Annotated in this window: 10 protein-coding genes; all 10 read right to left on the bottom strand. The window is 70.1% G+C overall.

Annotated features, from left to right (window positions below; all coding sequences use genetic code 11):
• Positions 1-95: 95 nt before the first annotated feature.
• The gene (locus tag JHW38_RS02525) at positions 96-419 is read right to left on the bottom strand and encodes a hypothetical protein (protein WP_207524464.1); all 324 of its coding nucleotides are present in this window, start codon (positions 417-419) and stop codon (positions 96-98) included.
• A 20-nt stretch (positions 420-439) separates the two neighbouring features.
• Positions 440-2,161 carry a single-stranded-DNA-specific exonuclease RecJ gene (gene recJ / locus JHW38_RS02520; RefSeq protein ID WP_207524463.1) on the bottom strand — a complete coding sequence of 574 codons (1,722 nt, stop codon included), beginning with the start codon at positions 2,159-2,161 and terminating at the stop codon, positions 440-442.
• Positions 2,162-2,210: 49 nt separating this feature from the next.
• A complete protein-coding gene (locus JHW38_RS02515) occupies positions 2,211-3,152 on the bottom strand; it encodes a phosphoglycerate mutase (protein WP_207524462.1) in 942 nt (313 codons plus the stop codon).
• A gap of 28 nt (positions 3,153-3,180) precedes the next feature.
• Positions 3,181-3,657, bottom strand: a complete 477-nt coding sequence (gene greA / locus JHW38_RS02510; RefSeq protein ID WP_207524461.1) for a transcription elongation factor GreA — start codon at positions 3,655-3,657, stop codon at positions 3,181-3,183.
• Positions 3,654-3,929, bottom strand: a complete 276-nt coding sequence (locus JHW38_RS25865; RefSeq protein ID WP_428995305.1) for a DUF6053 domain-containing protein — start codon at positions 3,927-3,929, stop codon at positions 3,654-3,656. Before JHW38_RS25865 ends, greA begins: the two co-directional genes overlap by 4 nt.
• A gap of 1 nt (position 3,930) precedes the next feature.
• Complete coding sequence (gene carB / locus JHW38_RS02505; protein ID WP_207524460.1) at positions 3,931-7,176, bottom strand: carbamoyl-phosphate synthase large subunit; 3,246 nt, start codon at positions 7,174-7,176, stop codon at positions 3,931-3,933.
• A 7-nt stretch (positions 7,177-7,183) separates the two neighbouring features.
• On the bottom strand, positions 7,184-7,630 hold the full coding sequence (locus JHW38_RS02500) for a DUF6973 domain-containing protein (RefSeq protein ID WP_207524459.1): 447 nt from the start codon (positions 7,628-7,630) through the stop codon (positions 7,184-7,186).
• Complete coding sequence (gene carA, locus JHW38_RS02495) at positions 7,630-8,757, bottom strand: glutamine-hydrolyzing carbamoyl-phosphate synthase small subunit (RefSeq protein WP_207524458.1); 1,128 nt, start codon at positions 8,755-8,757, stop codon at positions 7,630-7,632. Before carA ends, JHW38_RS02500 begins: the two co-directional genes overlap by 1 nt.
• A gap of 472 nt (positions 8,758-9,229) precedes the next feature.
• Positions 9,230-9,958, bottom strand: coding sequence for a 4-hydroxy-tetrahydrodipicolinate reductase (gene dapB / locus JHW38_RS02490; protein ID WP_207524457.1), 729 nt, complete (start codon positions 9,956-9,958; stop codon positions 9,230-9,232).
• Between the two features lie 83 nt (positions 9,959-10,041).
• Positions 10,042-11,994, bottom strand: coding sequence for a DUF3857 domain-containing protein (locus JHW38_RS02485; RefSeq protein WP_207524456.1), 1,953 nt, complete (start codon positions 11,992-11,994; stop codon positions 10,042-10,044).
• Positions 11,995-12,140 lie beyond the last annotated feature (146 nt).

Here is a 12,140-nt window from a genome sequence, read left to right as displayed (position 1 = left end):
TCGAATCTCGGCGCGCAGCGCCGCAGGGGCGGCCTGTGTTTCGCGCGTATGACAACGCGGGCGGCCAGCGATTCAGGCAGGCGCGAATGCGGGCATCACTCCCGCTCTTGCGGCAGCAGCGCCGCCAGCTCGCCCAGCAGCGCTTGCACGGCCGCAAACGCGCCGTTGTCCCGGCTCGGGTAGCGCCGCACGAACTCGGCGCCGTGCCGCTCGACGAACCAGCGCAGGGCGCGCTCGTCGCAGTCGCTCAGCAGGATCGCCGGAATCCCGTGGCACAGCTCGGCCCACTCCTCCAGCGCGGCCTGCAGGCGCCGGCCGCGCCGCGGCGCCGATGCGCGCAGGCGGATTTCGATCAAACCGTGGCGCAACAGATGGGTCAGCGCATCGCGCGCTAGCTGTCGGTCGAACGATTCGGCCATGCCGCCTCCCTGCGCGTCGTCTACAGCGCTTCCCGATGCACCACGACCAACTGCACCGCATCGCCGCCGCGGTAATCGTCGGGCTCCAGGCGATAAGCGATGCGCACCCACGACGGCGGCTGATTGCCGTCCCAGCCGCCGAACTCGATGGCGTTCAGACGCCGCCCTTCGCAGCCCAGTTCGAGCTTGAGATGGCGCTCGCCGACCACCCGCCACGCCAGCACTTCGAACTCGCCGTCGAACTGCGGCTCGGCGAAGCCCTGCCCCCACGGCCCGCCGTCGCGCAGCGATTCGGCGTGGCGGCGGTCGAACTCGGCCGGCAGCAAGGCGCCGTCGCTGAGCACGTCGGCCTGCAGCAGCTCCGGCGTCAGCGCCGCGCGCGCGACCGCGTCGAACGCGTCGCGGAACGGTTCGAACGCGTCGCGGTGCAGCGACAGGCCGGCGGCCATCGCGTGGCCGCCGAAGCGTTCGATCAAGCCGGGATGGCGCGCGGCCACATCGGCCAGCGCGTCGCGGATGTGGAAGCCGGGAATCGAACGCGCCGAACCGCGCAATTGCGCGCTGCCGGGCTCGCCCGGGGCGAACGCGACGACCGGACGGTGCAGGCGTTCCTTCATCTTCGACGCGACCAGGCCGACCACGCCGGGATGCCAGTCCGGATCGAACAGGCACGGCGCCAGCGGCGCGGCGGCCGGGTCGAAGGCCACGCGCGCGAACGCGCGCTCGGCTTCGTCGGTCATCTGCTGCTGCACCGCGCGGCGCTCGGCGTTGATGTCGTTGAGCGTGGCGGCGATGTCGCGCGCCTGCGCCGGGTTTTCGGTCAGCAGGCACTCGATGCCGAGCGCCATGTCTTCCAGGCGCCCGGCCGCGTTGAGCCGCGGCGCCAGCGCGTAGCCGATGTCGGCGGCGGTGAGCCGGCGGTGGTCGCGGTTGGAGACTTCGATCAGCGCGCGCAGGCCGGCGCCGCCCTGCCCGGCGCGCAAGCGGCGCAGGCCGGCGGCGACCAGGGCGCGGTTGTTGGCGTCGAGCGGCACCAGGTCGGCGACGGTGCCGACCGCGACCAGGTCGAGCAGTTGGCTCAGGTCCGGACCGTTGCCGCCTGCGCCGAACGCGCCGGCTTCGCGTAGCCGCCGGCGCAAGGCCAGCAGCACGTAGAACATCACCCCGACGCCGGCCAGCATCTTGCTCGGGAAGGCGTCGCCGGGTTGGTTGGGATCGACGATGGCGTCGGCCGGCGGCAAGGCGTCGCCGGGCAGATGGTGATCGGTGACCAGCACCTGCCAGCCGAGCTCGCGCGCAGCGCGGATGCCGGCGTGGCAGGCGATGCCGTGGTCGACGGTGACCAACAGATACGGTTGCAGCTTCGCCAGTTCTTCCACCAACGCCGGTGACAACCCATACCCATGCACGATCCGGTTCGGCACCGCATGCGACACCCGCTTCGCCCCGAGCATGCGCAGGCCGCGCACGCCGACCGCGCAGGCGGTGGCGCCGTCGCAATCGAAATCGCCGACCACCAGGATGTGGCGGTCCTCGGCGATCGCCGCGGCCAACAACTCGGTCGCGCGCTCCAGGCCGAGCATGCCGTCGGGCGGCAGCAACTGGGCGAGCTTGGGCTGGGCCTGTTCCAGGCTGGCGGCGCCGCGCGCGGCGTAGATGCGGCGCAGCAGCGGCGGCACCGAGTCGGGCCAGTGCCCGTCGGCGGCCGCTTCGCGCCGGCGCAGGCGTGCGGCGGGCTTCAACGCGGCCGCTCCGGATCGGCAGCCGAAAGTGCCGGATGCATGGCCGCGTTCAATCCAGCAACGAACGCAGCGGCTTGCGCCAGAACCGCCAACGCTGCGAACGCGCGAGTTCGAAACGTTCGCCGTCGGCGCAGATCGCCGCGACCCGCGCGAGCGCGCCGCGGTCGAGCGCGGCGGCCAGCGGTTGCAGCCAGTCGCGCTGGATCAGCGCCAAGTCGCGTTGCGCGCGCAGGTCGTACAAGTACGCGCCCTCGCCGGCCGGCGCGGCCCACTGCGGCGGCAAGCCGCCCGCGGCGATGCCGGCCTGGGCGCCGAACGCGGTCAGCGCTTCGTCGTCGCTGTGCACGCCGGCGTAGTCGCAGCGCACATGGTCCGGCAGCGCGCCGGCGCCCCAGAACCACAGCGAATTGATCGGCGCCAGCCCGGCGGCGGCGCGCGCGGCGTTGTGCGGATGGTTGTGCAGCACCACCTGCGCTTCGCTGAGCAAGGCACGCCAGCGGCGGCCTTCGGCGCCGTCGCCGGTCGGCAGGTGCTGGAACAGGTCTTCGCCGAGCGCCTGCTCGGGCGAGACGAAGCGCGGCAGTTTGGTTTCGCGCGGCAGCGCGATGTACCAGCGCTCCGGCGCCGGCGCGTCGATCGGAAAGCCGGCGTCGCCGAACAGCGGCTTCAGCGCCGGCAGCAGCGCGGCGCTGTCGCGTTCGCTCAGGCTCAGCGCGCGGCCGTAGGCGAGCAGGCGCGCGCCGTTGATGTCGGGCCGCACGTACACCGGATCGGCGCGCAGCCAGGCGCCGTGGGCGGCGTCGCCGGCGTCGCGCTGGCGGGTCGCCGCGGCCACCGGCCAGCCGCGCGGCAGCAGGTCGAACACGCGCGCGGCGTAGTCGGCGGCCTCGACCGTGCGCTCGGCGCGGCCGAAGCGGCGGGCCAGATCCTCGCCCAGGCGCTGGCCGCCGAAGCGTTCGCGCGCGGGCAGCAGCAGGTCGACGCGGTTCATGCCGGGCGGTCCGGTCGGCTGCGACGGCTCAGCCGTCGTAGCTGACGCCGACGATTTCGTACTCGCGGGTGCCGCCCGGCGCTTCGATGACGACGGTGTCGCCTTCGTTCTTGCCGATCAGCGCGCGCGCGACCGGCGAGGAGATCGCGATCAGGCCGAGTTTGATGTCCGCTTCCAGGTCGCCGACGATCTGGTAGCGCTTCTCCTCGTCGGTTTCGGTGTCGGCCAGCTCGACGTTGGCGCCGAACACGACCTTGGAACCGGCGTTGAGGGTGCTGGTGTCGATGATCTGCGCGTGCGACAGCTCGGCTTCGAGCTGCTTGATGCGGCCTTCGATGAAGCCCTGCTGCTCGCGCGCGGCGTGGTACTCCGCGTTTTCCTTGAGATCGCCGTGGGCGCGCGCTTCGGCGATCGCGTTGATCACGGCCGGGCGCTTGACCGACTTGAGTTCTTCCAGTTCGGCGCGCAGGCGCAGCGCGCCCTTGGCGGTAATGGGTGCTCTCATTCCTTGGTTCCTCTGCGGTGCGACGCCGGGCGGGTCCGTGGGGCCCGGCGCGAATGTTTCGAAGATGTGTCCAGGGGGCATTGTGCCGGGGAAGCCCGGCGGAAGACACCCCTTGAAAACCTTGCGGGAGAGCCTTCGGGCCCGCTGCTTCGGTCACAGATCGGCGCGATCCGAGCGCAGAGCGTCGGGCCTGACGGCCCTGCCGCAGCGGCGCGCCCGGGCCGCGCCGGGCGGGACCGATCGGCGCGGGCCGATCGATCCGCTCGGCTCAGGTCAACGCGCGCCGATCTGCGCGTGCAGTTCCTGCAGCGACCACACCGGGCCCTGGCCGCGGTAGTCGAGCGAGTTGACCAGCGCGCGCGCGCCCGACACGGTGGTCGAATAGGTCACCCGCTGCTGCAAGGCCTCGCGCCGGATCGAGAACGAGTCCGAGATCGCCTGGCGGCCTTCGGTGGTGTTGATGATGTAGACGATCTCGCCGTTCTTGATCAGGTCGACGATGTGCGGACGGCCGTCGGTGACCTTGTTGATGACTTCGCAGGCGACGCCGTGGCCGGCGAAGAAGGCCTGGGTGCCGCGGGTGGCGACCAGGCTGTAGCCGCGGCGCAGCAGTTCCTGCGCGACCGGCAGCACGCGCTGCTTGTCCGGATCGCGCACCGAGATGAACACCTTGCCGACCGGCGGCGCCTTGATGCCGCCGGCTTCCTGCGCGCGCGCCATCGCCGCGCCGAAGTTCTGGCCCACGCCCATCACCTCGCCGGTGGAGCGCATCTCCGGCCCGAGGATCGGGTCGACGCCCTGGAACTTGGCGAACGGGAAGATCGCTTCCTTGACCGAGTAGTAGTCCGGCACGATCTCGTCGACCGCGTCCTGCGAGGTCAGGGTCTGGCCGACCATGCAGCGCGCGGCGATCTTGGCCAGCGCCATGCCGGTGGCCTTGGACACGAACGGCACGGTGCGCGAGGCGCGCGGGTTCACTTCGATCAGGTAGATCGTTTCGTTGCCGTCGGCGTCGGTCTGGATCGCGAACTGGGTGTTCATCAGGCCGACGACCTTGAGCGCCTTGGCCAGCGCGGTGACCTGTTCGCGCAGCTTTTCCTGCGTCGCCGGCGACAGCGAGTACGGCGGCAGCGAGCACGAGGAGTCGCCCGAGTGCACGCCGGCTTCTTCGATATGCTCCATGACGCCGCCGATCAGCACCCGGCCTTCGCGGTCGGCGATCACGTCGACGTCGACCTCCACCGCGTTGTCGAGGAAGCGGTCGAGCAGCACCGGCGAATCGTTGGAGACCTTGACCGCGTCGCGGATGTAGCGGGTCAGGTCGGCGTCGGAGTAGACGATCTCCATCGCCCGGCCGCCGAGCACGTAGCTCGGGCGCACCACCATCGGGTAGCCGATCTGGTTGGCCAGGGCCAGCGCCTCGTCGGGGTTGCGCGCGGTGCGGTTGATCGGCTGGGCCAGCCCGAGCTCCTGCACCAGCTTCTGGAAGCGCTCGCGGTCTTCGGCCAGGTCGATGCTGTCCGGGGTGGTGCCGATGATCGGCACGCCGTTGGCTTCCAGCGCGCGCGCCAGCTTCAGCGGGGTCTGGCCGCCGTACTGCACGATCACGCCCTTGGGCTTTTCCAGGTCGGCGATCTCGAGCACGTCCTCGAGCGTCAGCGGCTCGAAGTACAGGCGGTCGGAGGTGTCGTAGTCGGTCGACACGGTCTCCGGATTGCAGTTGACCATGATGGTTTCATAGCCGTCCTCGCGCAGGGCCAGCGCGGCGTGCACGCAGCAGTAGTCGAACTCGATGCCCTGGCCGATGCGGTTGGGGCCGCCGCCGAGCACGACGATCTTGTCGCGGTTGCTCGGGTTGGCTTCGCACTCGTCCTCGTAGGTCGAGTACATGTAGGCGGTGGTGGTGGCGAACTCGGCCGCGCACGAGTCGACGCGCTTGTACACCGGGCGCACGCCGAACGCGCGACGCAGGGTGCGCACGGCGGTTTCGTCGGTGCCGGTCAGCTGGGCCAGGCGCGCGTCGGAGAAACCCATGCGCTTGAGTTCGCGCATGCGCTCCTTGTCGAGCGCGGCCAGGCCGGCGTCGGCGACTTCGCGCTCGGCCGCGATCAGTTCCTCGATCTGGTCGAGGAACCACGGGTCGACGAACGACATCGCGTGCACGTCCTCGACGCTGAGGCCGGCGCGGAACGCGTCGCCGATGTAGAACATGCGCTCCGGGCCCGGTTCCTTGAGCTCGCGCTTGAGCACGGCCAGATCGCTGTCGCTGGACAGGTCCAGGCCGGTCGGGTCGAGGCCGACCTTGCCGGTCTCCAGCCCGCGCAGCGCCTTGTGCAGCGATTCCTGGAAGGTGCGGCCCATCGCCATGACTTCGCCGACCGACTTCATCTGCGTGGTCAGGCGCGCGTCGGCCTGCGGGAACTTCTCGAACGCGAAGCGCGGGATCTTGGTGACCACGTAATCGATCGACGGCTCGAACGAGGCCGGGGTGGCGCCGCCGGTGATCTCGTTGCGCAGTTCGTCCAGGGTGTAGCCGACCGCGAGCTTGGCCGCGATCTTGGCGATCGGGAAGCCGGTGGCCTTCGACGCCAGCGCCGAGGAGCGCGACACGCGCGGGTTCATCTCGATCACCACCACGCGGCCGTTCTGCGCGTTGATGCCGAACTGCACGTTGGAGCCGCCGGTGTCGACGCCGATCTTGCGCAGCACCGCGATCGAGGCGTCGCGCAGGCGCTGGTATTCCTTGTCGGTCAGGGTCTGCGCCGGAGCGACGGTGATCGAGTCGCCGGTGTGCACGCCCATCGCGTCGAAGTTCTCGATCGAGCAGACGATGATGCAGTTGTCCGCGGTGTCGCGGACCACTTCCATCTCGAATTCCTTCCAGCCCAGCACCGATTCCTCGACCAGCACTTCGGTGGTCGGCGACAGTTCCAGGCCGCGGGTGACGATCTCGATCAGCTCCTCGCGGTTGTAGGCGATGCCGCCGCCGCTGCCGCCGAGGGTGAAGCTGGGGCGAATGATGGTCGGGTAGCCGACCGTGGCCTGGATCTCGATCGCCTCCTCCAGCGTGCGCGCGACCGCGGCGCGCGGGCACTCCAGGCCGATCTCGCTCATCGCCACGCGGAACAGCTCGCGGTCTTCGGCCATGCGGATCGCATCGCGCTTGGCGCCGATCAGCTCGACGTTGTACTTCTCCAGCACGCCGTTGTCGGCCAGGTCGAGCGCGCAGTTCAGCGCGGTCTGGCCGCCCATCGTCGGCAGCAGCGCGTCGGGCTTTTCCTTGGCGATGATCTTCTCGACCGTCTGCCAGTTGATCGGCTCGATGTACACGGCGTCGGCCATGTTCGGGTCGGTCATGATCGTGGCCGGGTTCGAATTGACCAGGACCACGCGGTAGCCCTCGTCGCGCAGCGCCTTGCACGCCTGCGCGCCGGAGTAGTCGAACTCGCAGGCCTGGCCGATCACGATCGGGCCGGCGCCGATGATCAGGACGGTTTTGATGTCGGTACGCTTGGGCATGAGGTCCTCAGTAAAGTCGGTCCTGCCACGCCGCGGGGGCGAGCCAGGTGATTTGCTCGGGCGATCGGGCGTCGATCGCGCCGTGGTCGACCGCGGCGCGAACCTCGCGCTGCATCGCGGTCCAGGTGGCGGCGGCGGCGCCGATGCGCGCGCCGATCCGGTTGTTGTGGGCGTCCATCGCCCGGCTCGGGTTGCCTGCGCCGTCGCGCTCCATCACCGCGGTCACCCAGTCGACGCAGCGCGGCGACGAGGTGTAGGCGACGACCGCGCTGGCGAGGCTGTGGCGGTACGCATCGGCCGGGCCGTTGCGTCCGCCCGGCAGGCCCGCGGCGAACCATTGCGAGTACACCGCGATCAGCACGAACGCGGGGTACGCGCCGAGCAACACCAGCGCCGCCAATACGCGCCGACGCCAGCGGCGTCGGCGCGACGGCGGGGCCGGCGCGGCGCTCATCAGGCCTTGGCCTGCTCGAGCATGCTCACGAAGCGGTCGAACAGCGGCGATACGTCATGCGGGCCCGGGCTGGCTTCCGGGTGGCCCTGGAAGCTGAAGGCCGGCGCGTCGGTCAGCGCGATGCCCTGGTTGCTGCCGTCGAACAGCGAGCGGTGGGTGACCCGCACGTTCGCCGGCAGGCTCGCTTCGTCGACCGCGAAGCCGTGGTTCTGCGAGGTGATCATGACCCGGCCGCCGTCGAGGTCCTGGACCGGATGGTTGGCGCCGTGGTGGCCGAACTTCATCTTCAGGGTCTTGGCGCCGGCGGCGAGGCCGAGCAGCTGGTGGCCCAGGCAGATGCCGAAGGTCGGGATCTTGCGGGCGACGAATTCCTTGATCGCGGCGATCGCGTAATCGCAGGGTTCCGGGTCGCCGGGGCCGTTGGACAGGAACACGCCGTCGGGTTGCAGCGCCAGCACCTCGGCGGCCGAAGTCTGCGCCGGCACCACGGTGATGCGGCAGCCGCGCTCGGCGAGCATGCGCAGGATGTTGAGCTTGACCCCGAAGTCGTAGGCGACGACATGGAAGCGCGGCTCGACGCTGACGAAGGCGTTGCGGTCCAGGTCGAGCTGGCCTTCGGTCCACTGGTAGCGCTCGCGTGTGCAGACTTCCTTGGCCAGGTCCATGCCCTTGAGGCCGGGGAACTTGCGCGCGGCTTCGATCGCCTGGTCGGCGTCGATCTCGCCGGCCATCAGCGCGCCGTTCTGCGCGCCGGTGTCGCGCAGCAGGCGGGTCAGCTTGCGCGTGTCGATGCCGGCGATGGCGACCACGCCGCGGTCGGCGAGCCACTGCGGCAGCGCGATCTGGCTGCGCCAGTTGCTGGGGCGGCGCGGCACGTCGCGCACGATCAGGCCGCTGGCCCAGACCTGGCGCGCCTCGTCGTCCTGATCGGTCACGCCGGTGTTGCCGACGTGCGGATAGGTCAGCGTCACCAGCTGGCGCGCATACGAGGGGTCGGTGAGGATTTCCTGGTAGCCGGTGATGGCGGTGTTGAATACGACTTCGCCGACGCTCAGGCCGGGCGCGCCTACGGAAACGCCCTCGAACACGGTGCCGTCTTCGAGAGCGAGGATTGCGGGTTGGGTCACGGGGGTCGCCTTGGCTGCCGAAGGATCTGATCCCGTGCGCGACATCGGCAAAACCGACTTGCAGCAAAACACGGACGCGGTGCGGGACCGGTCCGGCGTGCGGGATTCAGGCGAGCCGGAATTCTAGCGGCGAAGGGCCGTCGGCGCCAGTCTCAATCTGGCCTCGGTGCGGCGGCGGCGTGCGGCCGGCCGGGCGCATGCAACTTGCTGAACAAGGCATCGAGGCGGGCGCCGAAGCGCAGGCCGCGGCCGTCCGCGAGGCGCCCGCAGCGATTTCCCGCCGTTTGCGCCGTGGTTGCCGAGCCGCGCCGCCGCCCTGCCCGCGCGAGCGCCGGCCGGCCGCAGCCGGCCGTGGGCTGAACGCCGCGCCGGATCGACCCGCCGCCGGAGCGCGTCGAGCCGCAGTCGCCGGCGCCGCCGGATTCAGTCCGACCCGGCGGCCACGGCGCTTGCGGCGCGCCGGCGAAGGCCGTCAGCCGAGCAGATCGCGCAACTGATACATCCCCGGCGCGCGTTCGGCCAGACGCACGGCCGCGTGCAGCGCGCCGCGGGCGAAAATGTCGCGGTTGGTGGCGCGGTGGATCAGTTCGATGCGTTCGCCGGCGGTGGCGAACTGCACGGTGTGTTCGCCGACGATGTCGCCGGCGCGCAGGCTGGCGTAATGCGGCTCGCGGCCGCGGCCGATCGCCGCGGCCGCGCCCAGGTGCAGCGCGGTGCCCGACGGCGCGTCGAGCTTGCGGGTGTGGTGCGCCTCGATCACATCGCAGTCCCACTCCGGCAACGCCGCGGCGGCCTGGCGCACCAGTTCGGTCAGCACCGCCACGCCGAGGCTGTAGTTGGCCGCCCACACCACCGCGATCGCGGCCGCGGCTTCGTTGATCTGCGCGTTCTGCGCCGAGCTCAGCCCGGTGGTGCCCGACACCAGGCCCTTGCCGCGCTGCGCGCACAGCGCCAGCACCGGATCGAAGCCTTCCGGCAGGCTGAAGTCGATCGCCACGTCGAACTCCGGCGCGCCGGCCAGTTCGGCCGAGGCGAAGTGCGGGACGTTGTCGATGACCCGCTGCGAGGGCTGCGAACGCGAGTACGCCGCGACCACCCGAACGTCGTCGCGTTCGCCGGCCAGTCGCAACAGGGCCTGGCCCATGCGCCCGCTGGCGCCGTGGATCAGGAGACGGATCGGGGTCTTGGGGGATTCGCTCATGCGCGCAGGCTAGCCGCTGCGGCCCGGCGAAAACAAGCGGACCGGCGCTGGGCCGGTCCGCTGCGGGTCCGCGCGCGGCGCGCTTACTGGTAAACCACCTGCGCCTTCAGATTCGGCACCACCTTGCGGGCGAAATCGGAATAGGCCTTGTTGTACGCGATGCTGCACACAGGTCCCGTGGTCGCGTCCTCGATCACCCGGTGCGCGTACAGCACATTGCCTTCCAGCCGATAGGTCGCCTCGTAGCGCGAGCCGTTGGATTCCAGTTTCAGGTCCTGCGGCTTGGCCAACACCTTCACGGTCTTGGGGAATTCGATCCGGTAGCTCTCCTCCGAACGGCCGCCGAGGCACAGGCCCTCGCCTTCGTCGGCGATGTCTTCCGGCGCGTTGGCGCTGCCGACCAGGGCGAACACCGGCTGCGGCGTGACGAAGAACGCGCCGAGCGCGAACGCGCCGGGCATCGGCACGGCCTGCTTGGCGTCGATCTCGACGTAATACGCGTGCTGGCTGCGCAGCGGCTTGGGATCGTCCTGGCGGAAGCTGCCGCTGGCGCGCACACCCATGCGCTCGAACACTTTCTTGACCATTTCGCCGGCGTCCTTCTCGGTCAGATCGCGCGAGCCGGAGCGGAACTCCATCGCCGGGCGGCCGGCGAGCTCGACCTTCATCGTGCCCTTGAGGCTGCCGTCCTCGGCGATCACGACCTGGGTCTCCATGCGCTGACGATTGGCCAGTTTGGCCGGCGTCGGGGTGCGCGCCGGCAGGTCCGGGCGATCCACCCGCAACACCGGCTTGCCGGCGATCGAGTACGGCAGTTCGCCGAAGGCGATGCCCTTGGCGGTGGCGTCCAGGTACAGATCCAGGCCCGGCAGATAGTTCAGCACGTGATTGACCGCAGACGCGACCGGCACCGGCGCCAGCGTATACGCGGTGCCGGAGTTGATCAGCGCCTGGGTCGCTTCGATGCCCTTGGCCGCGAGCAGCGCCTGCAGCAAGGTGGCGTGGTCCTTGCAGTCGCCGATGCGGTTGTCGAGGACGAAGTCCTGATCGCGCGGCACCACCGCGCCCAGGCCGATGCAGTTGCCGGCGTAGTTGATGTTCAGCGACACCCATTCGTACAGCGCCTGGGCGATCTCGCGCTGGCCGGTCTTGCCGGCGGCGATTTCGTCGGCGAGCTTGCGCACGCGCGCGCCCGGCACCGCCTTGGGCAGCGCGCGCTCGCCGTAGACGCGGGCGATGTCGCCGTAGCTGGCGAAGGTCGAGACCGAGGCGCCGTTGCTGCGGGTCAGGTCGAACGGCGCGGTATAGCTCGGCACCGCCTGCTTCGGCTCGCGATTGCTGAAACGCCATTCGACGATGCGGCGGTCGCCGACGACTTCGTCGCGCACGGTCTTGAACTTGCCGTAGGACTCCTTGCGGATCTTCATCGACACCGGCAGGTCGTACTTGAGCGTCATCTCGCCGAGATAGGCGTAATCGCTGTAGCTGCCGGTGTCGGAGAACTGGCCTTCGAACATCGGCTGCTTGCCGAGCAGACGGTAATTCAGCACCACGGTGTCGCCGACCGCGACGTCGGGGAACACCAATTGGGTGGTGGCGATATCGGAAAACGCCGGCGCGCCGTCGCCGCGGCCGTCGTTGGTCTGGACCTGGTAGTTGGACTTGGGCACGACGACGCGGCGGCCGTCGGCCTTGAGCGTGTAGGCCTCGATCACTTCCAGCGTCTGCAGGCTGGCGCTGTAGTCGATGGATTCATACTTAGCGCGCTCCACCGCCTCTTCACGCAGGATCTTCAACGCCGACTCGCGTTGTTCGACGTACGCGCCGTTGGGCTGCACGGTATAGGTGAAATCGACCCGTTCCAGCCGCGCGGACGGTTGCTCGGCGCTCGCGGCCGATGGCGCGGCGGCCGCCGCGGCGCTGCGCGCCGGCGCGTCTTGAGCGGATTTGTCCTGAGCGGCAGCGGCGTTGGCGGCGAGGGCCGCCACCAGCGCCAGACACAGTGCGGCCGGGCGCCGCGGCATGGCGATGCGCATCCTTTCTTCTCCCGAATCCTTGATTGGCGATGACGATACGAAGGACGCCGCCGATGCGGCGTCCGCGCGCGATTTTTAGCACATAGCCGCGGCAACCGTGCGCGCGCGCAAACAAAAAAGGAGCCGAAGCTCCTTTTTGTTTGCAA

The sequence above is a fragment of the Lysobacter enzymogenes genome (genome assembly GCF_017355525.1).
Classification (GTDB): Bacteria; Pseudomonadota; Gammaproteobacteria; order Xanthomonadales; family Xanthomonadaceae; genus Lysobacter; species Lysobacter enzymogenes_C.
Note: the sequence above shows the minus strand (reverse complement) of the source record. Positions and strands in the feature narration are given on the sequence as shown.